This window comes from Microbulbifer variabilis, assembly GCF_020524905.1.
GTDB classification, from domain to species: Bacteria; Pseudomonadota; Gammaproteobacteria; order Pseudomonadales; family Cellvibrionaceae; genus Microbulbifer; species Microbulbifer variabilis_A.
In genome coordinates, this window is sequence record NZ_JAIVKI010000015.1 from 64,597 (window position 1) to 87,432 (window position 22,836).

Consider the following 22,836-nt stretch of genomic DNA (forward strand, 5'->3'; position numbering starts at 1 on the left):
GGATGGTGGGAGTTACAGCTATCAGCCTTGCCGCTCTGCTAAATATGCGAATGTTGTGGAGCCGATAAAGAAGGGTGCGACCTTAGATAAACTTGTTGAATATATTTACGCAGAAAATAAGCAAGCTGGTTTGCTTTATGACCTCCTCGGAAGTTGCTGCGCCTATCTATCTTTTGGAGGGCAGGGTGCACTAGAGGTGGCAGGCTATTGATACACCATCTGCTTGCAACCTCGCTTGGTTCTCCCATTTGTGCCAAGACAATCTTCTATCTGATATCTGAGTATCCTATTACAGATGGAGGCTATGAAGAGTTTTACATATTAAGCGGCAACAACTATCTCATTGCCAAGAAATACGTGAGGATGAAGGCACTTACAATGGAGCCGTAGGCTCGTATTTTGCGGTTTTGCAGCCTTTATTTGCGAATGAATAAATTGTTTCTGGAAGATGGTTTCAGCCGGGGAAAATATTGAGAGCAGTTATGACCAAGACACCCAGGAAGGATAATTATAAAGTCAGAGATTTTTGTAAGATATCGATGACCGAGACCGCAAATATAGCCCGCTAGGCTGGGGTAAAGACGAAGAATAATGACACAAAGTTTAAGACCGCTGGATGTGCTATGAAACATGACGCTCGATGCGCCTTAGCTTTCGATAGAGATCGCGTAGTTTACTCACCATCAAGACGAGCATGGTGTAGAAACAGCGGCTGGATACGAGGATGGGTTATGAGGGTACAACAGGTATCCGCCATCAAGCGAAGCCAAGGTTCAAGCCACCCCGGTTTCGCCCGATAGGAATGCAAGGGGGCTAGCTCGCTACAGAGAACCTACGCTTGGCCTTCTGCAAGGCAAGAAACACTTCCACTTTAGCGTTCTTCGGATCAATTTCGCCAGCCAATGGTTGCATCTGCTTCTCATTATCACTTAAGGGCTTATTTTTGGTTGTCTGATTGCTCATCATCGTCTTCCTTTTCATAACTCTCCGGATTTTCTAAAAATTTCTTCATATCGCCCGAAGCTAAGCCGTCCGGTTCAGAGATATCTTCAGCGCCTACATTTCGGATATGTTGCTTTGCGCGTCGAATGGCGTCCGAGAGCGAGCCCTTCTTCTTTTTCGCATCACTGATGTGTTTAACTTTTTCACTCATAGACAGCACCCTATAGCCTTACAAACAGGTAGTCACCTTTTGGGACGTACACTAGGCCGAATCGTTCATAGTATTGGCGTACGCTTGCATTAATCGGATTCATAACGCGCAGTTCACTGGCATCTAACACCTCAGCATAACCTGCCATGGCAAGAAAGGTATATTCGAATACACGGATATCCTTCGCACTGTCTGGATTACCCTCGATGAAGTCGAGGCGAAGCTTTGTGCCTTGGTAAGTGGGCCGCCCCAAGCTTAAACTGGCCAACTGCTTGTTATTCCAAAGCGCCATCTCAAAGCGCTTCGGATGGCGGTATCGGAAGACGCTATAGCCTTCAGTCCAGTTCCATTCTACCCTTCGTTTTGTAGATGACTTCCAGCGTTTAGATTCTGACAATGCAGACTGATCAATGAGAGCTGCTCTTAAATTTGGTTGACTTGTACGAAGATCCTTATTGATTTCATCCAGAACCGCAAGCCTGAGTTTGGTGTACCGTTCTTCCGCATCCTTGTGAGTGGCCAGCATAAAGGCAATTCCCCTTCAATGTTCCAGAATAATTGTGAGCAGATAAGCGATTTAACGCTGCTCATTGTAATGGCAATGAGTGGCTACCGCAGAGACAATTATCACTAAGTATGGATTGAAGGGTGCTGACTGAAGATGCCAGGAAGAAAAGGCGAATGGTGATTTTTGAGAGGGTTTTTGTATTTCTCCTGCAGCCAATCTTACTTGTCTTTGGAAGCATAACCTGACCACGACTGACACTAACACGCGAGCGAGTCATAGAACGGGCTTCTATGACTCATCTTGCTGGTAGATCATGAGTCATAGAAATTGCTCAGTGGCTGCGACCGATGTTTGCGATGTAAAATCCCGTAATATATGGGGTTTCATGGCACCACGAAACGCAATTAAAGGGCAGTGGCCATTGCCATCTTTCCTCGATGGATGGTCGCGCTCAAAAGGACCTCATGGTTAGGGTAGGGCGTACTTTGAGTAGCAGATTTTTGATCTATTACATGCTTTCAAACTCGTCTCGCTCTTCCAGAGGCTGCCCGCTCTTTATCATCCGCATGGACGTATTCTTTATCAGTAGTACTTAACTTTCCATGTCCCAGATCTGCCGACAGATCCTTAAGAGCTCTACTTTCTACATCCATTGATGCACCTGTGTGACGAAGCCAATGTGTAGAAGTAGCTAAGAGGACTTTTGCATCATCTTCAAAGCCATCCTGAACCATCTTTTCACTTGCTAGGTCAAACGCTTCCTGAGTTAATATCGCGATTGTTCGTGCGCGTAGCCCTGGGTTATGTTTACGAATTGGGTGGAGTAGGGGGGATGACTCGCCAACTGCCGGCAGCCCGTCCAGCCCACGACTAATACGATATCTCCGTAAATAGTCTAAAAAATCAACCGGTACGCTAACCTTTCTCTTTTTGTTTCCTTTTCCAAATACAATAAACCACCAGTCATCTTCCTCCCGGTAAAAATCCCCCATCTTGGGGTTCCATTTCGGCCGGCATGACAATTCACTAACACGTAAATAAAGACTCTTCATACTGGCAACGATAAAAAGGTGCCGCTCCCAGGTTGGATCTTCATCAGCTTTTGCCCGGGTACTTTCCAAAACATACTCCCACTGCAGTGCAGACAAACGTTTAACTGAATCGTTTGATACATCGATAATTAGATGGGGGGATGCCTTTTTGACGGCTGCAATTACATTTCCGAATGCATAGTCTTCTTCAACTAAGTGGTTATACAGCACACTCAGGTTTGAAAAGACTTCTCTCAAAGACTTCTGCGCAAGAGCATAATCACCAGTATCTGGTTTGATATCTGTAACGGAAGCACTCCTAAGAGACTCTTTACGTTCAGCCTTACTGAGCTTCGCTACGAATGGTCTCCAATCCTTGTTAGTCTCTTTTAAACCATTATTGACCGAAAATCTTCGATATATCTGTGTTCCAATCCAACTTTTTGGTGGGTTGACGACAAAATCGATGTAAGCCTCGATATCTCGCTTTTTCATCATGGCAATTGACTTGCAGTGTATGCACCAGGCCCATAACAAAAAACGCTCAGATTCGCTCCTAAACGCGTTGAAAGTTGCTTCTGAGCGTCGACATTTACTCCAAAGAAAGTCTTTTACGTGTAGGTAATCAGTAATGGCCTCTGGCACGGAACTAGTCATTGACTGTACAAAGCTTTTCACTGCAGGAGCATCTTCTGAGAATAATTCTCCTCGATCAAGAGCGTAAAAAGGACGATAGGAATCAAAAAGTGGCATCGCATCAAAGCGCTGTGACATAAAGAACCTGGTTGCTAAAAATCGAAATTATTGATTTAGATACTGTGAGGAATTGTACCATACCTTATTTCCAATAGTAGACACTATTGGAAATTTTAGCCACCCTGGGTCTCGTCTTCTTGAGTCTATGTGCTATTTCTTTACAGCTACAACTGTAGCCAGGCAACGTTAACTTGCAGTGGGACTATGTCCTGGAAACTGCTGAGATCATGGCCGAGACATCACCAACTGATCACGAGCGAACTTTATTCATTATGAACGCCCTATTCGCTATGTATTTGCGAATCTCTGAGTTGGTTGCGGATGAAAGATCGGCACCCGTTATGGGTGATTTCAAGAAAGATCGCGACGGAAACTGGTGGTTTCACGTTACGGGTAAAGGAAACAAAGGCCGGGCGATCACTGTTTGCGACCAAATGTTGAAGGCCTTGAAGCGCTATAGAAACTATTTGCAGCTCCCTACTCTGCCCAGTATCAGTGAGCAGACACCTCAATAGTACACAAGTCCCGTGGCAAGGGACCGGTTATCAGTACCCGACAGGTCCGCTTGATTGTTCAATACTGCTTTGATGCTGCCCACCAACGGATGGTTGAAGAAAGCTTAAGGGAAGACGCTGAAGATCTCAAGGCAGCCACTGTGCACTGCCTCCGCCATACGGGTATTTCTGAAGATGTGAAGTACCGTCCCCGTGAGCATGTCCGCGATGACGCGGGCCATGCAAGCATGGCTACAACCGATTGCTACATTGATTCCTACATGCGGGAGCGCCATGAAAGTGGGCGCAGTAAGCGGGTTAAGGTGAAGCGGTAATACTGCCGCCCTGCCCTATAATGAGGCTCAGGAGTCCTTATCCGGCCTTACTAGGTTTTCCGGAGTTCCTATAGTGGTCTCCTTATCAATAGGCCCACGCTCCTCTTCGGATATTTGGAAGTACAGCAAAAAGGGAAATTACGAAATCTCTCGATGGTTGATACGAGTCTTCGCAATATTGTAAATTAATATCAGGCACTGTAACTGGGTAAAGGAGAGAAGCTAAAGTCCTCCTCCCCTCTTTTTGTTAGCCAGAAAGGTGGCCCCTACTCTTCCAATACATTACGTGAACACATGGGTTTGATGCTTCTTGATAAAAGTTAGGTGCTAAAAGACGGTTGGTTTACCCAAGAACAGTCAAACACCCAATGAACTATTCCAAATTATGTAACATTAATAAGCTTCGCCAAAATACCCTTAGCCACATTAACCTGGCACACTCGAGCCGCCTCTAAAACACCTTCAATCGCATGCTCTAAAGTGTCCTCTTTCATTATGGGGCTCAGTACCTCTCTCAAGAGTTTTACCGTCAAAGATTTTTGCCAAATTTCCTCATAGTGTTCATGCTGCTTAATTGGATTGTTGATCCTAACAGCTGTCAATCGACTATTCGGAATACCGACATCCGGTAGATATTTATCGTCATCGAGAATATCACTAAACTCCAAGCAGAGTTGATCAAAAACTCTATCCAAAACACCCCTGGGTGAAGCCGAAATTACCTTTGGTAACATGTTTGACTCGGTTATCGAGCTAAATAAGTCCTGATGGGCCAAACCATAGTCACTCTGTATGAGTCTTGCCTCTTTATCTGCGACTACTTCTTCAGCAGCATTTCCTGAAACCTTTCCTTGCGTAGAACCAGATACTCCCTCCGAATTAGAAGTACTCTGTGAGCTCCGCACAAAATTTTGAGCTTGTAGCTTCTCGGGCATCCTTTCTTTCAACTTCAGCTTGATCTTTCTGCCTTTACCCACAAAATTATTAACAACAGCGGACACTCTTCTATTGTCCACAAATTGAATGGAAGAATTTAATCCTGTTATACCCAAAGCAGCCGCTGCGCCAGTTGCCGCAAACACAAGACCAACAGGTGAAGCAACGGCTACAACACCAACGGCTCCACCGGCCCCGAAAACCATTGCGAGAGAGGCAGAGCCTGCAACCGCACCTGACATATATCCAGCAGTAGTCATTACTTTCGAATAGGGCTTTAAAAGATTACTGGTAAAACCAGGCTGTTTTCTAAGAATTGCCTGCAGCAGTTCAATCTGTTCCTGCTTGCGCCCCATTGCCGTGAAAAAATACATCAAATCATTAAATAGATTTTTCACGGTATTGAAATCCGGGTCACTTAATAAATTATCAATCACCTGACTAGAGGATTCTGTAACAATACGGCCGCTCAATAGCTGATAAATGGCCTTTTCAGTACTCGAATCATCCTTCGAAAGCCGCTTCACAGCTGCCTCCAGTGCCTTCTTCTTAACAGAAATAGCTTGGCGTTCTTCCTTTAATCCATTATTAAGGTTGCGTATTTTACTGGTTAAACTTGAATTCAGACGCTCAGAACGCATGGAAGATTTAAACGCAGACTTCAAAGAAATTGCATCTAGAATACCCGCTAGTGTCTGTGCCCCTCCGGATACCCCAAACGCAGAAGCAGCAACCATAACTGCATTACCCTCAGGCGTGAGTTTTGCAGCAACAGATAGGGAGGCGCCGATAATGCTGCAGCAATACCTAACTATTTTTACCCGAGCAATAGTCTCTTCTGTACTTCCTCCAAGTTCCACATCAGAGTTATCGACACTATTTTTAAGTGATATTATCCTTAGAGAAATACCCTTTATTTTTTTATCCAAGTCGTCCAATTGTTTTTTGATTAACTGATATTGCTGGGGTACCTGTTCATACGCGTCCAGCTCTCCAAGCAATTCCAGCTTTCGATTTAATAAGGCATTTGCTCGCTTAACCGATCTATCAAGAACCAGTACTGATTTGGACTTTCTTTCCTTCTCAGAGGCACTATTCATTAGTAGTTTAATACAACTTCTTATGCCGGCAAGATATTCAACAACCCCCACACTTGTAGTCGCGCTATCAAAGCCTGAGGGCACTACCTTTTCATTGAGAGTAGTATCAATCTGATCTTCAACTTTACCTTCAACCTCATTCTTTGAGCCTGAAACTTTACTCGCGCGCATCATATTCTGACCCGTTTTAGCAGCATTCTTTACAGTATCTGGCTTAAATACAGTAAAGCATTTCAAAACACGATTGCGAAGCTTCGAAACCCTGCTGCGGCGCGGGATATTTGCCCGAACCTCTTGAGAGTTTATTTTTCCATCGTTAGCTATACTACTAATTGTATAATCCCTTAAATCAATACCACGCCCAGGTAATAGCGGTAATATTTCCGCCAATCTCTTGGAATTAACTCTGCCGCGCTCAGCCCAAAAAGAACTGTTAGTATCAACAGGCCTAAGCTGTCTAACCAGTGACCCATGGTGCTCTTTCAGAGTCTTGACCACTTTTTCAGATCGATATAAAGTCGACTTTGTTTTACTCGTTTTGTTACCTAGGTTTCTCAAATTAGACGGAACAGGCTTTTCTGACACCTTATTAGATCGAGAACTCTCATTGGTATTTTTATTGGATACAGACCCGGGACCGCACATAAAATGACACCTTAATTTTTAAGCCTTCAGTAAAAGTCCACTATCGATTAAGGCATAGTCATCTTGCTGCAAAGATGAATTAGCCATCGAATCAGCCAATAAGAGTTCACTACGACAATTTTCTGCAAGATCAATATATCGACTTAACTCAGCCTCAAAGTTACTGTAATCTGCCCTAGAAAAATCAAACATCCCCACCAAATTTACAACCTCGGTAATTCCATTCACCAGCAGAACTGGATGGCCTGGAGAAAAATTCACATAGTTCCACATACATATTTTAAGCAAATGATTTTCACGTGCTGCGCCCGGAGAATCCAAACTCATAATATCGACTTCAAAAATCACACTATCACTATCCTGATCGACAGTAACGGTGATAAGCATGCCTTGTGGTGTAGCAAGCCCACATCGAGAATTTTCATCTAACGCAAGGTCATAAATACCTATCCTACGCCCCAACTCACGTATATAATCATCAAAAATATTACGCATCATGCCACTCTTAAGATACAAAATTAACATCGACCCTGCTCAATAAAGGGGAACCTCGACACTAAATATAGTATCCAACAATTATATGAACATAATATTTCTGCCTAAGAGGCATTAGTATTTTTATCTTATTTTAGGCCAGAAACGGAGTATAAGCTATCCGTTAACGCTCAACTTTAAACTGATGAATTAAAACTTAAGATAGCAGTGGTTTCAGAAAGGCGGCACCAACTCAACGAAACCGAACTGCAAACAGGCGCTAAAAGAAAAATCTACGAATACGGCTTACATAAAGTCTACATGCGACTCAAGTGAGCGCTGAATTACAGATAACTGAGATTCCAATGATAAGTTCAGTATTCCTATTGGCGTTTCAAGAATACAACTACCAAGAGCCACTTTTTCATCGGAAACCACTTCAAAGTTAGCCAGGGTGGGATACTCTTTTAAAAGTTCAATAATTTTCTGCTTTGCTTGCTCAAATTGAGCTGGCGCCACAAGTAACCTAGCGGTTTCAACATTATAATAAACCGCTACAGAGCTTTCGATAAGCTTAATTAGCTGCGTATCATTATCCAGGTCGCCAAGAAATTTCTGAAGTACAAGCTTAACAAGCTGTAGTATCTCATCTTGTTGAGAATCCAAAAACTTTCTACAAAGCTGGAGCGTCGAAAGCATTGCTTCGCTTTGCTCAGAATGTGCTGCCTCAAACCCATCTCTATAACCTTGGTCATACCCCGCTTTTACTGACGCCTCGGAATTGGCGATTATCTCAGAAGCCGATGCTTCAGCTCGAGCAAGAATGTCCTGGGACTTTAGATATATCGCATAATCCTCTTTTTTGATGATCTTTTGATCCGCATGAATGCAGATAGAATCAGGGACTATTTCAACAAAGCTGCGCATTCAGGCTCCAAATATTTCACTAATTTACCTGTCAAAAGGCAGGTCTGATTATCGATTACCGGATCCAACTGCCACTCATCAATTAATTCGAGTGTTTCTTGCTCTGGAAACCTCATTCTATAAAGCGTCTTCCAGTTTTCCAACAAATCCCTGCCTGGCATTTCGTATAATCGAGATATCATGTAAAACAAAGTTTTGAAAAAAACAACTTCACCCACCTCAATAAAAACATCAGCTTTCGATATCGAAAAATTAGAAAAGTTAACTTTGGATTTGACTTGATCAAAAACTGACGGGCGACTGCGCAAGAGAAAAGGTGCTAAATTTTCGAGATTTTGTAAAGTATTTTGAGGTAATAGAGTGAATAAATCATGTCTTGTTGTCCGCTCAATGATATGGTCCAACTTCATATCAAGACACAAATAACCCATCATCAACATGATGCGCTTCAGAGCCTCTGGCGAAGCAAACAAAAGCTTTGTTAGTGGGACATCAAAAAATGACCAATCAAGGTTACTTATACCTAAATGACGCCTAATCAGTATCTGCGCGCATGGTCTATTTAGAAGCTCAGCAGGAGTTTCTTCAAACAAGCTTTCCAAGCGACTCGCATGCACCCACTTGACTGGGCAATAAGTCATTTTGAGCCACATCAAAAATATCGGATCTTGTAGCTCCTTCTTGTATTCTTTCTTACTTATAGTTGCCATCAAATATCAATATTAAATATCGGAATAGTTGGAAATAGCAGGAAATATAACAACTGCTACATTTTCATAATCAAGCTGATCTACTGAATTCGCAACCATTGCCTTTATCTGTGGAATGTAAGATTTCATTGCTACCCTACTATCATATTTGATGAATACAGAAGCTTTAACCAGAGTGTTTTTATTGCTAGCTTTTGAGTTTTTACTCCCTTCCTCAGTTGGAAGCACCAAATGAACCTTGGCAGTAAGGACACCGTCAATATTCGACAAAGTCGAAGCAATATCCTGAGACATGGCAAATGTATAACGAGCACTATCCGCCATTGGCGACTGTATCAACCCCCCCTGAGGAAAAACTTCATTAATTGTTGCGTACTTCTTTCGGGGGTATGAGTGCCTGGACAACAACTCTACTGCTCGGGTAAGCTGAGACTCCTCAACTAGTAAAGTGATGCTCCCCCCCTTGCCCGCGGCCTTACTGGCTGACACTCCCTCAGACAATAACAAAGCAAGCATTTCATTACCCTCTTGCTCTTCAAGTCCGGTATATAAGTCTACTTTACATGCAGAGACTAAGACGCATGCAACAATCAATAAAATTCGCAGACTAAACATTATTGTGCCTTGAGCAAGGTATCGACATTCTGCGTGCTTTTTGAGATACCTTTACTAATTAGCTCTTGTTGGATAGTAATTTCTGCAATCTCAAACTGTAACCTAAGTAAATCGACAGGCTTGATTTCATCAACTCTTAGAGCAGACTCAATTTCATTCGTCTTAGCTCCGATTTCCTGCTTAGTATCTGAAATAATCTGAAAAAACTTATCGCCAAGGGTGGCCTCAGAGGTCAAAACGTCATCATGATTTTGAGAAAATCCACCCGGATCTGAAAGGGGCGAGTCAAATGCGACGGGCTGAACACCAGAAACTGCATCCATATTAATACCTTACTATTCTCCTATCTGTGTACAAATTTCTCTAGCCAATTTTTTGCTTGCGCAATCAGCAGAGGATTCTATCAATCGATGACAAAGCTTTTCAGCCTCCTCAACCCTGCCGGATCGCCACAAAGCTAGAGCTAGATAACTATGGGGTGTATCTAACTGATCGCTATGCTCTTCACACCAAGGCTCAAGTAGATCTATCGCTGACTTAATATTATCACTGTAAATAAACAATAATGAACGCAAGCTCAGCTTGGAAATATCACTGACGGACTCCGCCTCCAACATGCTGATAATGCTGTCAGATTCGTCAATCATGCCTTCCAAGAGACCACTAACTGCGATCTCAGCCAGCGCTTTATTCAGTTCCATTTCTTTTTTCACATTTTTTGAACTATCGACATAGATGCATCTTTGACAACTTTATTGATAGTGGACACAACGTTCATAACAACTGACCACTTTGCCACAGATGCATTGAAATTCGCCAATGCTGCCGGATCATCGGGATTTGCGGCTAAAGTTGCCGATTGCGTATTCATTTCTGTACTTACCTGACTGGCGGCTGGAGACAACACAGCTGAAGCAGATTCGATAGAGAAACTGGTATCGATTGGTGTATAAGCCATTATAACTTCCTCATTTAATTACGATTCACTATAAATTATAGCGTTACTATTAATTTTCTACTGCGCCAAATACTCGATACCCAGCCTTTTCACAATAATCTGGGCACTTTCTATTGCAGTTAGTCGACTTCTTACAGATTGAAAATCAGCTGGTGCTTGAGGTAATCTCAATTGGCTCTCCCAATAGCGATGCTGATTATTCAAATAATCCAAAATACAACTACTGGTTGTATTTCTATGTCTATATGTATCTGAATCTATCATTATTAAAACCAGATCAATTGGTTAAAAAGCTGTATTCGGTACTTGGATTTTTTTGCCTATAATCCTCATAACTTAACGTATAGGATCTTTGACCACGGGTCAATGTAACCTCACCTTCGGAAAAAGCTTGCAGGTTAACCCCATTAGGTAGCCTGGCTCCTACCAAATACCTCTTACCATTTTTATACACTACATAAGGTGTAGAACCAGAGCGAACGGCAGAAATTCCAAAATCTGATAGTGTTCGTGGTTGCTTCTGAAGTCCAGGACTAACGTAAGCCAGTCTAGGGCGCTCCCCCACTCTTGTGCGAAAATCGGATATAACAGATTCAAGTAGTCGCCTTTCCTCTGTGTTAAGCCGGCCAACAATTATTATCTCATCGCCCTTGTCTTCATAGACTAATGAAGCAGAAAACGGGTAATTAGAAAGCATTGCCTTAATACGTTCGAGAGGCTGAGATTCCCGAGTTGGAATAGCATCCCAACCTTTTAAACCTGGGATGTCTGAAAGCAGTACTTTCTTGGCCTGCTCCCAGGATTTTGCGAAATCTCCATCCGTCATTGCTACCAAGTGCCCAGGTTTGCTCCCTTGTTTAATATTTTCTGCAACCAATCCCAAATTCGAAAGTATCAAACGTGCCGAATGTTGCATCTTTTCGATACTAAAAACATCTGTGGTTATTGATGAAGAAATCTTTTCAAGCTGAGAATGTAACCTTGCCAAAAGGACATCATCTTTTACATATCCAGAAACCAATAAGTTTCCAGACTTAATATTTCCTTTAATCGAAAGCTCCTTGTACTCACTTAATGAGAGGAGCTCAGATAGCCTCCTACTTTCCTCAGATATAGGTCCATAGCTTGGGTTCGCCGCAGATATATCACTACCTTCGTCCGCTTTTTCCATAGAATAATCTGCAGACGCCAGATTAGAGTCGACGCTTTCCTGACCAACAAAATGGTATATCCCATAGGATATTAGGCCCACACCCATAGTCACCAGAGCCAACGACTTCCTTCCAAACTTTTTAGATGCCTCTTTGGCTAAATTTTCATTCTCCGATACGGAGCTTCGAGTCTCAGAATTATCAATCTTAAAATTTAAGATTTCCTCCTCCCAATCATCTGACTCAGATCGCAAGGCGAAGCACAAATCACCAACGAAAATAACCTTCTGTTCTGGCAGATACTCATCGAGAGAAAATATATTATGATCAATTAAGACCGAGATATCACTTTCACAAACTTCTAATTTTACACCGGTATCATCAGGCTTAAGAATAACAAACTGATCGCTAGCCAGATTAGGCTTAAGAACCAAATCTGAGCGTTCTTCATCACTACCCAGCACCATATTCTCATGAAGCGGTACTTCAGCACCATAATGCTCGCTATTTAAAAATCTTAGCTTCCACCGATTCATTATACTGCGCCATATTCCAGTTTAAGGTTAATTTATCGTTACCACTCGATAAGATTCTCCATCGGCATCCTCACATGGAACGATACGCGTGGATAGCTTTGCGGACCTAAAGCTGTTACGTCTTTGCCTGGCTTCCAAAGCTGACTCGCAAAGTCCGGTCAAACCTAATTTGTGTATATCCGGGTTATAGTTAGATACGTTAGAAAATTTATCAAGCCTGTGATCGTCCTCAAGACTCTCTTTTTTGTGTGAAAATTGAGAATCAAACAGGGAATTTGGCAAAATTCTTGGACTCAACATAAAGAGCCTTACTAGTTGAGACTGAGTGTCATCGTTTCGCTTAAACAACCCCCCAAGTAAAGGCAATTCTGACAAAAAAGGCACACCTTCAGTATTACTCGTTGTCGCTTCACGGTAGTACCCGCCAATAAGTAGAGATCCACCATTTGGCACTGACGATCGTGTGTTAATTAACGTATTTCTAATAGATGGTATCGAATCAACTCCGCCATCCGCCAAGCGATTAGCATCTTCAATTTCCACGTCAAGGCTAATCAGAGCCTTGTCTCCCATTAGCGATGCCCCCTCAACCACACGAGGTACGACTTTTAATAACGTACCAAAGGTAATTTGCTCAAGAGTCGCAACTCGCTCACCTTGAATTCGAACAAAAAATGTCTCATTATTGTCAAGTAAGGCCTCCGTGCCATTTTCAGTTACCACTGCGGGCCTGGAAGTAACACGAGCTTTACCCTCAGATTCTAAAGCTCTTACCGTTGCCAAAAAGTCAGCATTTGTCTGAGTGAATAGGCTGTTATCAATTAGCGAATCTCCGGGCAAAATCAAATCTAAGAGACCACTCCCTTTACTAACGGCATCAACATTCCAATGAACACCCAGCTCCCGTAATGAATTCGTTGTAAGATCAATGATAACCAAGCTGATTTCAAGCTGTTCCCGAGGTCTGTCTAATTGAGCAATAAGATTTTCATATAAAAGAAGCCTTGATGCATAATCCTGAACAATAACCGAATTAGTACTGGGATCTGGGTATACCGATGCATGTGGGTGGGATGCACCGCTAGAATAGCCTGAGTCTCGGCTTTCTTGTAAAATATTACCCGCACGGCGACTTAAAGGCTGATTAGTGGCTAACTCACTGTCACCTAGCGCTTCATCACGCCGAGGTGTGGAAACGCTCCTGCCAGTGGTAGCCTCTGGTGCCGAATCGGAACCGATCAGGCCTCTTAGAAGAGTCGCAACCCCAGGCAGCACAACTTCTTGATCTCTAGCGGTAACTTTACGATCGATAGCAGATGCATATTTTAACCCATAAATTTGAATAACTAATTCATCATTTATTTCAGCGGAAACTCGCTCATTCAACATTTCCACTGTCTTATCGACCAATTCGAGATACCTAGGGGGTCCAGATATCATAACAATCCCATTTGCGCCTAAAGAACGCCATTCAAAGCGATCATCCCAAATCGATAATTCCTGCATTGTCCTCTTTAGGAGAGATGAATCAACCTTGGTCAGCAAGAAAAGCTTGCTTTCCATTTCATTAATTGGATCGACATATAATGTCGCACCATCAAAGTACCATACCAGATCAAATGCGCCGGCAAGGAAGTCAAGCGCTTCCTTGCTATTAGCCTTCAGTAAATACCCGCTAAAATCACTATCGATACTTTCATTTATCTCTACCCCGAGGCGCGAATGTGTAGCAATCGCCGTCAGAACATCTCTGAGCGGCTGTTCTTCACCATAAAATTCAAATGGCTCCCCTATAAGAGTCTGGGCATCCGCCCCACCAAAAGGGTGAAAAAAAACTATTGCCATCAAAAAAATAAAACTATGGCGTAATAAATTCACGATATTCAAACTTAGCTATCTGATGAATAGGCATTTGATTAACTAACAGATCACAAAATCCGCAGTGGTAGTTTGTAATGTCAAAAAAATCGTTAAAAGAAACACTATTTGGCATTATGCTTTGAATACCGAAGCCGCCATCTTCTCGAGAAATCAAAGATAGTTTTAACCCTTTCCAAGCATAGCTTTTTCTCATGGCCTCCATCAAAAACTGCCTGCGTAACTCTTTTTCAACAACTAACCCCAAGCCGTAGCTGAGCAACACATATCCACCTCGATATTCAAGAAATTTTATCGAAAACTTTGAATCAAAATTCAACGTGTAAGATTCATCATCGCCCATAGCAGTCATAGGCACATGAATCTCCGAGCACAATGTAGATAGCTTGTCTTGTAGTGACATGTCACTCCCTGTATCAAGCAAGGTCGCTATGGGCAACAACCATACCGATGGTAAAGAAAAATTTCTTTCAAAATCAGCCGATTATTTTTATAAAATAGACATTTAGGAAAATGCCTATTTATCTAAAAGCAATATAAAAACTTACATCGATAGAACCCTGATAAAGTCACCTACAACCGCTCACGTTTATCCTGCCCCCACTTTCATTTCAATATAAAATCAAGGGTAAAACGTACCGAAAATTGCCTGAAGGTTGTTACCCCTATACTTTTATGCCAAAATCGTTTTCCATTCTAATAGTTTCAAGTGACTGATCAGCTTTTTGTGAGCTGGGGCTACTAGAAAGGACTCCCTGCCAATAGATAGCGGCTTGATATAGTGCCTTTACTCTACTTGTGAATGATTCAATTTCTATAGCCTCTGCTTTCTCTTTGTCACATAGTACTACCTTTTGTGTCTCAGGATTTAGTGATAGGGTTGCATATTCACTAGCAATCCATAAGTAATTCGCCTGCAACATTAATGTTGCAAAATGCTCCTCTTGACCATGAGGAATCTCACCAATGTCTATTGTTATGATAACAAGCTCACCCTGATCCTCCTCATGATAATAAATATGCATATCAATATTATCCCATGATATTCGGCATGCATCTTCAATCTGATCCATAAGGGGCTGCTGTAGATTTACCGCCAACTCTTGTATCAATCTCGAGAAATCTAGTTTCATAATTAACTCTCTTGTATTTTTTAATATTAATCTAGGTTTGTATATCCTGAGATCGCAGCCAACGAATAATATCAGCTACAGGCTCTACGAACTCATCTGTAATTTTTTGATCTAAGTCTATTTTTGCATACAGCGATCTTGCTAAGGGTACATTTTCAACAATAGGGATTCCATTCTTTATCGCAAGATTTCGCAGCTTTTTAGCAAAAATCATTTCACCTTTTATTGTAACAAACGGCAACAGTGATAGCTGTTGGTCATAGCGTATTCCTACAGCAAAATGCACTGGATTTGTAATCAATACATCCGCTTGCGAAACCCTTTTTTTAACAACCTCCTCACTCATTAACTCCCTATGAATCTCTTTTCTTCTCCCCTTTATTTCAGGATTACCTTCTGTATCTTTATATTCTCTTCTAACTTCATCAATGGACATTCGAAGCTTCTTAAAATAGAGGAATCTTTCCAAACCAAAGTCAGCCCCCGCCAAAAATACAAATGCTGCCAGACAATACAATATCAACTTCATCATTAGTGAACCGGTGATATATATGGCGCACTCCGCACCACAAACAGGTATCTGCATCAATAACTGGATGTTATCCTTTAATACATACCATGCTACGTAAGTGAGAACTATAATTTTAATAAGGGATTTAATAAACTCCATTGCATTCTGTGCGCTGAATATTTTCTTTGCACCATTAATCAGACCTATTTTCTCAAACTTTGGTATTATGGTCTCACTGCTAAATATCCAACCAGTCTGCATGACATTCGATACAATAGCAAAAACAAATACGACAGCTAATATTGGGGCTAGGATACTAAACGCGATATAGAATGCCTCTATTGAGGCATTTAAAAATAGCTGCCTGAGAGGAAGATCGATATATCTTGAAGGATCGTGAAACAGATTTTTAATTCTGAGAAAAATATCTTCCCCAAAAAGCCAAAAATAGCCAGCAACAGAAACTAAAAGAACAAGTGAAACGACTTCTTTACTTTTTGCAACCTGTCCTTTTTCACGAGCATCTCTTATCTTCTTTGGCGTTGGCGGCTCTGTCTTTGAAGATGTCATTAGACCTCCCCCAACACATGCTGCATAAAATACTGCATATCTTCAAACGTATTCGAAACTACATTATCTATATTACCTAAAAGCAAATGAATATATATAACCAAAACGAAGATCCCAACCGCACTCTTAATGGGCATAGCCATAAAAAAAACATTTAGCTGTGGTGAGAATCGATTAATTAGAGCCAACGTGAATTCTGCCAAAAACATAGATATTATGATCGGCGCAGAAAAAACAACTATCGACTTGGTTAAAAAATCTAACTGCGAAAATATGTATACATCAGTACCTGTCAAATCATCAGGGAACATTTTACCAATAGGCCAATATACATAGCTCTGATAAATCACACCCATCATCAGCAAAAACGCACCACTCATAATAAAAAATGTATTTAGCAAATGGCTAAGATAAACTCCTAAAGGTGAGGTTTCATCACCCAACAGTGGATTTACCATATTTGACATAGTAGACCCTCTCTGATTATCTATAAGAAAACCTACTCCTTCTGCTATCCAAAATGGAATTGCTACCACTACACCAATAACCAGACCAATAGCCGATTCCTTCAGAAGAATTGAAATATAACCCACTTTTCCCAAGTCTTCAGACAAGCTTCCTTCAGTCAGAGGGAAGATAAAGAGGGACAGGCTGAGTAATATACCATTACGAATCATTGAACTTCCCAGAAAGCCCTTGCTCATCATAGGAAGAACCGTAAATACTAGGTATATACGTGGCAACGACAAAATATATGCCCGAATCATTTTTTCCAGGCTATCTAAGTCAAGATCCATATCAATTATGGTTTTTCACTATGTCAAATACTCTTAAACGCTGTTGCCCCTAGATTAATCAACTCAGCACCCATCCAACTTCCCGTTGCCAGCAGCGCGAAAATCACAGCTACGAGCTTTAACACAAACCCTAGTGTTTGCTCCTGGATTTGTGTTAACGCCTGAATAAGACTAACCAAGGTTCCCACTAATGAAGCAGCTACGATCGTAGGAAGGGATAATATCAATACAAGCATCATCGCCTCCTGAGCCAGCATCATAAGATCGCTAATATCCATTATCAATCATCCATCGCTACGATGTTAATCACACCTGAACTCGGTAAGTTACTAATAGGCCATCACAAGACTGTGAGTTAGAGTTGTCCAACCATCGAGAACGACAAACAATAATAATTTGAATGGGAGCGAGATCGTCATTGGAGACACCATCATCATCCCCATCGCCAAAAGAATATTTGACACAATTAAGTCTATTACCAAAAATGGAAGATAGATTAAAAATCCAATTTTAAATGCCTCTGTGACCTGACTAACAGTAAATGCAGGCATTAGGACCAGTAAGCTATCTTCGGTAACTTTTTCGGCATGACGCTCTGGCCAAATCTCCCGAGCAGTATCTAGGAAATAGGTCTTCTCAATTTCAGTGGTATTTTTGTGCAAAAATGCAGCGTACGGCTTTACTGCACCTGAAAACAATTCCTTATAATTTTCTGATGACCCGGTTAGATGGGTGTTTGCATCTAGATAATCCTGTATATCGTAACCTATAGGCGCCATAATATACAAAGTCAAAATTAGTGCCACACCATATAGCGCCATATTAGGAGGGGTTTGTTGAACACCTAGAGCATTGCGAAGTAGCGAAAATACAATCACAATTTTTACAAAAGATGTTCCCATTACTGCAAGAAAAGGCACTAAAGCTAAAGCACCAAGCGCTAAAATAATTGATATGTGGTCTAATTGTCCACCTAAAAAACTAATCCCCATTTCTGCCCCATCTAATAATCTGCACGCCCAACCGCCCCTCTATATTGACTAACTTGCCCTTACCTAATGGGGAGTGATTAAGAGATATTAAAATTTCGCTAGAAGCCGAATCATCTAATGAAAATGTATAACCTTCTGTGAGGGATTGAATCTCTTCAATGGTCATTTCCTTCCCAGGCAACTCGAATTTTAGAGTTAAAGATACGTTATTTAATTGTTTCACGTAATCTTCTGGACTTTCCGCATTATCTGCATTGCCAACTGGTTTGACAGAGTCCTTCAATTCATTTTCCATCAGTACATTCCAGGGATCTATTAATTTAACATTAGTCTCATTAAGTTGAGCCGACCAAATTGCTTGTCGGTTTACCAGCAACAGGCATTCTTCCTTAAAAAAACTGGAGTTATCTACTAGTACGATATCACCCGACCTAAGACTTCTTAGCTCCTCAATATCCAAGTGCGCTTGACCAACCAAAAAGGTGGTTGGCAAATTAATTAGTAAGTGCCGCTTCCTTTTCTGACCATATATTTCAAACAGTGACGCCAGACTATCAATATTTGCTATACAAAAAGCATAAATTGATTTTCCTTCTATATTTACTTCAAACAAGTAGGTGTAGTCATAATTTATATTACATGGGTCAACATCTGCTATTTTAACGCTCGTTATCTGCCAACTTTTAAGTTCTTCACGCTCACTTATAATCTGCTCAAACCAAAGCTCACATGCTGCAGAAACCAATTCGATTGGCAATTCTGATATCTGGCCCATATGGAGATAGCTTGAGAGCAATAGGCCTGCATCTCCCAAACCAATATATAACTTCCAGTATGTGGAGAGGTTTTGCGGACATATCTCAAGGATTAAAGCTCTATTCGGTAAATTACTCGTAAAGCAATTTGACAACACATTCAGATTTGGTCGATTAGTGTTACCATGTGTTCCTAGCCGGAAACCAATTTCACTACTAACGATGATATTCTGGGCATCAATCACCTGCCTGGTAAATTGCGGCAAAGGAAGCTCGTCGATACTCATGTCATCAATCCGTCATCCAGTAGAATTTCTATATCCGTCCCGTCATCAGACTGGTGTCGAGATTCGCTATTTTCACCCTGAGGATTATTTTCACCATTTTGTCTTGAGCTACCACTTATATCCTCTTCGAAATCGGAATTGACGTTACCTGCGGTTGTTACCGACACTTGAAGCTGTGAATATTTCTGTTCCAGCATGCTTCTAAGCTCTGATAATATGGGCGTATCCGCTAAATCAAGTCCTTTAGCAACGCTATCAAAATGTATTGTCAATGCTCCCTCATGTAAGCTAATACTAACTCTGGTATCATGTAGCGATCTAATAAGAATCTCTGCACGCACCATTTCTTTATCAGCTACAACAGTGTCTATTTCGGTATTTAGCGAATTGAGCACCGATGAATTAGAGTTCAATTTCTGCCCACTTAGCTTGCTTAATTGAGAAGCAATTAACCTATCGGTAGTTGGAAGTATGACTTGTTGGGCGGCATATATATCTCCATTTTCAATTCGCTCTGAATCCCCGAAGTCTGAGTGCAGACCGTATACGCCGCTAAATAGCTTTAAGTTCAAAGAAGCTGTAGTCGATTGAGTTCGTAGCAATCTATCACCATGGCCCGATACCTCATTATCGATATGAGTGAATTCTAATTGCGCGTTATTACTCTCTTCTTTTTCGACAGAAACTGAGCGAACGTGGTGATTGGCATGACTCTGAGTTCTTAATTCGTTATCGTATCTGGCTACAGGTACCGTCTCAGTGCGACCGATTTTTATATCAACTCCAGCAGTGTCAATTTCACTCTCTAGTGCTTGAGCAACGAGTGACTCAGGTCTAACTGTTTGACTTTTCCAACTTAGCTGAGAAGCAGATAATCTATCGACAGATGGATGTACGATTTTCTGTAAAGTCCCCAACTCAGAATGTACATTATTGGTGCCGTTCAGCATTACAACTTTTCTATTATCTTGAGCTTCAGGTAGTACCTCTACACACCCAAATTCTTTATCAACATCGGTAGCATTAATGCCATTATTTAGTAGTTGGGGGGCGGTTGTGTCTGATCCAATTATTTCTTCACTTAGTCGGCTTAACTGAGAAGTTAATAATCCATTAGCCAGCGGTTGGTTTACTGGCGGTATGGCATGTCGGCTTCCATCTTCTATCCGTCCCGAAGTCTTGTATTCTGAATGTAAATGGTGCTGAAAGCCACTTTGAATAGATTTACTCTCTAATGAGAAATTATTAGGAATTATGAATGATAAGTTAGTTGTAGCACTAAAGTTGGTTACGTCCTCTAACTTACTATTTAGATCATTTATAATATTCTCAATATGGATAGCCAACTTACCACCCCAGTTAAGCTGATCGCTACCACTTTGGTGCTCAGCTTTATCTATATCGATGTATTTCTGAAAATCCACTTCACTACTATATAATTCAGAGTCTGACCATTTAGCGCTTTCTTTTTGGCCAACCTTGAAGCAGACAGAGGATATGTCCATAACTGTCGAAATAGTATTTTTTTTAGCGGTAATTTCAGTCGACATCGGTAATACTACCTCTTCAAAGTACTTGAAAACTCATCCATAGCTTCTTCCGCAGCTCTCTCATTTGCGATTTTTTCAGAAGCGGAAATTTCGTTAATGATGTGTTCATATTTTTCAACATTTTTTATACATTGCTGAAGATAATCATGGCAGCCATCTCTTTTTTTTTGCGCTTTTTCAAGCTGCTTTTCCGCTTCAAGGACTTTCATACTCAGGCTAGCTTCTTCTTCATACATTGAAGCTATTGATGAGCGAATTTCATCCAGCTGCTTAGATTGGACAACCTGGTCAATAATCGACTTATACCTTTTCGCTTCTTCAGTAATGCGCCACTCTCTGTGACTCATATATTGCTTCTTCGCAGATGAATACTCTCGCTCTCTAAGCTGTACCTCTTTAACAGCTTGCCTATATTCTCTCTTGGCTACGTCGAGCTTTCTCTCCTTGATCTCCATAACACGAGTTAGACTAGCCATGTGTGATTACTCACCCTCTGACGGATTGACATTGTATTGGCCGCTCAAAAACTTTCTTTATATTTTAGGTACTTTTTTTTAGAAGAAAGCCCTTTCTTTTAGTTTTTTGCAGCAACCTTCAGGTTATGGACTTTCTCAGATCCTTATGAAATCATGGAAACATCTTTAGGAGCTGGTTTACACTGGCATCAAATGGGATAGATTCATGTGTACCTTGCCTAAGAAAATCATTTATTTCTTCAATCCTATCAACGGCTTCATCAGTCATCCGATCATTGCCACGCTGATATTCACCAATACGTACTAGGAGTTCGACATCTTTATATTTAGCTAGTAGATTTCTTAATTTCATTGCTGCAAATTTGTGCTCAGGTGTTACAAAATTGTTCATTACACGACTCGCACTTAGTAATATATCCACAGCAGGGAAGTGAGCGGCGGCCGCTAAAGCCCGTGACAGTATAATGTGTCCATCTAAAATTGATCTCGTCTCATCAGCAACCGGCTCCGTCATATCGTCACCCTCGACAAGAACGGTGTAGCAAGCAGTAATTGAACCCCTGGCAGAATTTCCCGCACGCTCCATCAACTGAGGTAAGGCAGCAAAAACTGATGGTGGGTACCCCCTCCGGGTAGGCGGCTCTCCTGCAGCTAGTCCAATTTCGCGCAAAGAACGAGCATATCGTGTTACGGAATCCATAAGTAATAACACTCTCTTCCCCTGCTCCCGGAAAAACTCTGCAATAGCCGTCGCTACTAATGCAGCTTTTGCACGCTCCATTGCCGGCCTATCGGATGTGGCAACAACTAGTACAGCTTTTGTAAGCCCTCCAGAGCCTAAATCGTGATCGATAAACTCCCGAACTTCCCGCCCACGCTCACCAATTAATGCAATAACAATTACATCGACATCTGCGTTTCGGATAATCATAGAAAGTAGCGTACTTTTTCCTCCGCCTGCGGCAGCGAAAACTCCAACTCTCTGACCTTCTCCGCAAGTTAGAATACTATCAATAGCTTTTATGCCCAGGGAAACTGGCCGACTAATTAGCTGACGAGCCATTGCATCTGGAGCATCAGCAGTAACTGTCACCCGTGAACGATCAGAGTGGTCACTATCGTATCGTTCTCCTTTCCTTATGGGATTTCCCAAACCATCAAGGACACTTCCGAGCAAAAAATTACCGACTTCTATCTCGTGGCTACGGCCGGTGGGAATAACTTCGGTCTTACTGGAAATTCCTTTGATGTCTCCCAAGGGTGATAGTAATGCAATGGATTTATCGAGCCCAACCACTTCAGCCAACAAAGGCTTATTAGCATCAGGTGAGACCAGTCGACATAATTCTCCAATTTTAACATCCGAAATTTGCGCTTTAATTATGGTGCCAGACACATTATTTACCCACCCCTGCATCCTCATGTTTTTACATTCAGCGATGGCCCTATGGAGCTTATGTGTTTTGTCTATCCATTTTTTTTCAGTGTCACTCAAGTACAATTTCAGCTTTTCCTGAATATCATACGTGGTTTTATACTTTGAATCTAAGTCGGTCAC

25 protein-coding genes are annotated in these 22,836 nt (G+C 41.6%); 2 read left to right on the forward strand and 23 right to left on the reverse strand.

Going from position 1 to position 22,836, the window contains the following annotated elements; genetic code table 11:
• Positions 1-937: 937 nt before the first annotated feature.
• The 3 genes from LC073_RS15900 to LC073_RS15910 all read right to left on the reverse strand — a co-directional run bounded on the left by LC073_RS15900 (position 938) and on the right by LC073_RS15910 (position 3,466).
• Positions 938-1,153, reverse strand: a complete 216-nt coding sequence (locus tag LC073_RS15900) for a hypothetical protein (protein ID WP_226648299.1) — start codon at positions 1,151-1,153, stop codon at positions 938-940.
• A gap of 10 nt (positions 1,154-1,163) precedes the next feature.
• Entirely contained in the window at positions 1,164-1,679 is a 516-nt protein-coding gene (locus LC073_RS15905) for a hypothetical protein (RefSeq protein ID WP_226648300.1), read from the reverse strand.
• 500 nt (positions 1,680-2,179) lie between these two features.
• Positions 2,180-3,466: a tyrosine-type recombinase/integrase gene (locus LC073_RS15910; RefSeq protein WP_226648301.1), complete on the reverse strand. Its 1,287-nt coding sequence runs from the start codon at positions 3,464-3,466 to the stop codon at positions 2,180-2,182.
• Positions 3,467-3,639: 173 nt separating this feature from the next.
• Between LC073_RS15910 and LC073_RS15915 the strand changes: the two genes are divergently transcribed.
• Positions 3,640-3,963, forward strand: a complete 324-nt coding sequence (locus tag LC073_RS15915; RefSeq protein ID WP_226648302.1) for a hypothetical protein — start codon at positions 3,640-3,642, stop codon at positions 3,961-3,963.
• Positions 3,964-4,013: 50 nt separating this feature from the next.
• Positions 4,014-4,277 carry a hypothetical protein gene (locus LC073_RS15920; protein WP_226648303.1) on the forward strand — a complete coding sequence of 88 codons (264 nt, stop codon included), beginning with the start codon at positions 4,014-4,016 and terminating at the stop codon, positions 4,275-4,277.
• Between the two features lie 383 nt (positions 4,278-4,660).
• Here the strand turns inward: LC073_RS15920 and LC073_RS15925 are convergent, their stop codons facing one another.
• The 20 genes from LC073_RS15925 to sctN all read right to left on the reverse strand — a co-directional run bounded on the left by LC073_RS15925 (position 4,661) and on the right by sctN (position 22,836).
• Entirely contained in the window at positions 4,661-6,703 is a 2,043-nt protein-coding gene (locus tag LC073_RS15925) for a hypothetical protein (RefSeq protein ID WP_226648304.1), read from the reverse strand.
• A 273-nt stretch (positions 6,704-6,976) separates the two neighbouring features.
• Entirely contained in the window at positions 6,977-7,453 is a 477-nt protein-coding gene (locus LC073_RS15930) for a CesT family type III secretion system chaperone (protein ID WP_226648305.1), read from the reverse strand.
• 285 nt (positions 7,454-7,738) lie between these two features.
• Positions 7,739-8,359 (reverse strand): type III secretion system stator protein SctL, encoded by a 621-nt coding sequence (gene sctL, locus LC073_RS15935; RefSeq protein WP_226648306.1) that lies wholly within the window; start codon positions 8,357-8,359, stop codon positions 7,739-7,741.
• On the reverse strand, positions 8,338-9,069 hold the full coding sequence (locus LC073_RS15940) for a hypothetical protein (RefSeq protein WP_226648307.1): 732 nt from the start codon (positions 9,067-9,069) through the stop codon (positions 8,338-8,340). The genes sctL and LC073_RS15940 overlap by 22 nt, the downstream gene beginning before the upstream one ends.
• A 12-nt stretch (positions 9,070-9,081) precedes the next feature.
• Positions 9,082-9,684, reverse strand: a complete 603-nt coding sequence (gene sctJ, locus LC073_RS15945) for a type III secretion system inner membrane ring lipoprotein SctJ (RefSeq protein ID WP_226648308.1) — start codon at positions 9,682-9,684, stop codon at positions 9,082-9,084.
• Positions 9,684-10,007, reverse strand: a complete 324-nt coding sequence (gene sctI, locus LC073_RS15950; protein ID WP_226648309.1) for a type III secretion system inner rod subunit SctI — start codon at positions 10,005-10,007, stop codon at positions 9,684-9,686. The genes sctJ and sctI overlap by 1 nt, the downstream gene beginning before the upstream one ends.
• 12 nt (positions 10,008-10,019) lie before the next feature.
• Positions 10,020-10,385, reverse strand: a complete 366-nt coding sequence (locus LC073_RS15955; protein ID WP_226648310.1) for a hypothetical protein — start codon at positions 10,383-10,385, stop codon at positions 10,020-10,022.
• Between the two features lie 8 nt (positions 10,386-10,393).
• Positions 10,394-10,642, reverse strand: coding sequence for an EscF/YscF/HrpA family type III secretion system needle major subunit (locus LC073_RS15960; RefSeq protein WP_226648311.1), 249 nt, complete (start codon positions 10,640-10,642; stop codon positions 10,394-10,396).
• Between the two features lie 277 nt (positions 10,643-10,919).
• A complete protein-coding gene (gene sctD, locus LC073_RS15965; RefSeq protein ID WP_226648312.1) occupies positions 10,920-12,329 on the reverse strand; it encodes a type III secretion system inner membrane ring subunit SctD in 1,410 nt (469 codons plus the stop codon).
• Between the two features lie 27 nt (positions 12,330-12,356).
• Positions 12,357-14,207: a type III secretion system outer membrane ring subunit SctC gene (gene sctC, locus LC073_RS15970; protein ID WP_226648357.1), complete on the reverse strand. Its 1,851-nt coding sequence runs from the start codon at positions 14,205-14,207 to the stop codon at positions 12,357-12,359.
• On the reverse strand, positions 14,188-14,610 hold the full coding sequence (locus tag LC073_RS15975) for a hypothetical protein (protein ID WP_226648313.1): 423 nt from the start codon (positions 14,608-14,610) through the stop codon (positions 14,188-14,190). Before LC073_RS15975 ends, sctC begins: the two co-directional genes overlap by 20 nt.
• Before the next feature lie 262 nt (positions 14,611-14,872).
• Positions 14,873-15,340 (reverse strand): type III secretion system chaperone, encoded by a 468-nt coding sequence (locus tag LC073_RS15980; RefSeq protein WP_226648314.1) that lies wholly within the window; start codon positions 15,338-15,340, stop codon positions 14,873-14,875.
• A 31-nt stretch (positions 15,341-15,371) separates the two neighbouring features.
• A complete protein-coding gene (sctU, locus tag LC073_RS15985; protein WP_226648315.1) occupies positions 15,372-16,421 on the reverse strand; it encodes a type III secretion system export apparatus subunit SctU in 1,050 nt (349 codons plus the stop codon).
• Complete coding sequence (sctT, locus tag LC073_RS15990) at positions 16,421-17,218, reverse strand: type III secretion system export apparatus subunit SctT (protein WP_226648316.1); 798 nt, start codon at positions 17,216-17,218, stop codon at positions 16,421-16,423. Before sctT ends, sctU begins: the two co-directional genes overlap by 1 nt.
• 23 nt (positions 17,219-17,241) lie before the next feature.
• The gene (gene sctS / locus LC073_RS15995; RefSeq protein WP_226648317.1) at positions 17,242-17,496 is read right to left on the reverse strand and encodes a type III secretion system export apparatus subunit SctS; all 255 of its coding nucleotides are present in this window, start codon (positions 17,494-17,496) and stop codon (positions 17,242-17,244) included.
• A gap of 51 nt (positions 17,497-17,547) precedes the next feature.
• Positions 17,548-18,210 (reverse strand): type III secretion system export apparatus subunit SctR, encoded by a 663-nt coding sequence (sctR, locus tag LC073_RS16000; RefSeq protein WP_226648318.1) that lies wholly within the window; start codon positions 18,208-18,210, stop codon positions 17,548-17,550.
• Positions 18,200-19,252 carry a type III secretion system cytoplasmic ring protein SctQ gene (gene sctQ / locus LC073_RS16005; protein ID WP_226648319.1) on the reverse strand — a complete coding sequence of 351 codons (1,053 nt, stop codon included), beginning with the start codon at positions 19,250-19,252 and terminating at the stop codon, positions 18,200-18,202. The genes sctR and sctQ overlap by 11 nt, the downstream gene beginning before the upstream one ends.
• Positions 19,249-20,802 carry a hypothetical protein gene (locus LC073_RS16010; RefSeq protein WP_226648320.1) on the reverse strand — a complete coding sequence of 518 codons (1,554 nt, stop codon included), beginning with the start codon at positions 20,800-20,802 and terminating at the stop codon, positions 19,249-19,251. The genes sctQ and LC073_RS16010 overlap by 4 nt, the downstream gene beginning before the upstream one ends.
• Positions 20,803-20,810: 8 nt before the next feature.
• Complete coding sequence (gene sctO, locus LC073_RS16015) at positions 20,811-21,278, reverse strand: type III secretion system stalk subunit SctO (RefSeq protein ID WP_226648321.1); 468 nt, start codon at positions 21,276-21,278, stop codon at positions 20,811-20,813.
• Positions 21,279-21,429: 151 nt separating this feature from the next.
• Positions 21,430-22,836: a type III secretion system ATPase SctN gene (gene sctN / locus LC073_RS16020; protein ID WP_226648322.1), complete on the reverse strand. Its 1,407-nt coding sequence runs from the start codon at positions 22,834-22,836 to the stop codon at positions 21,430-21,432.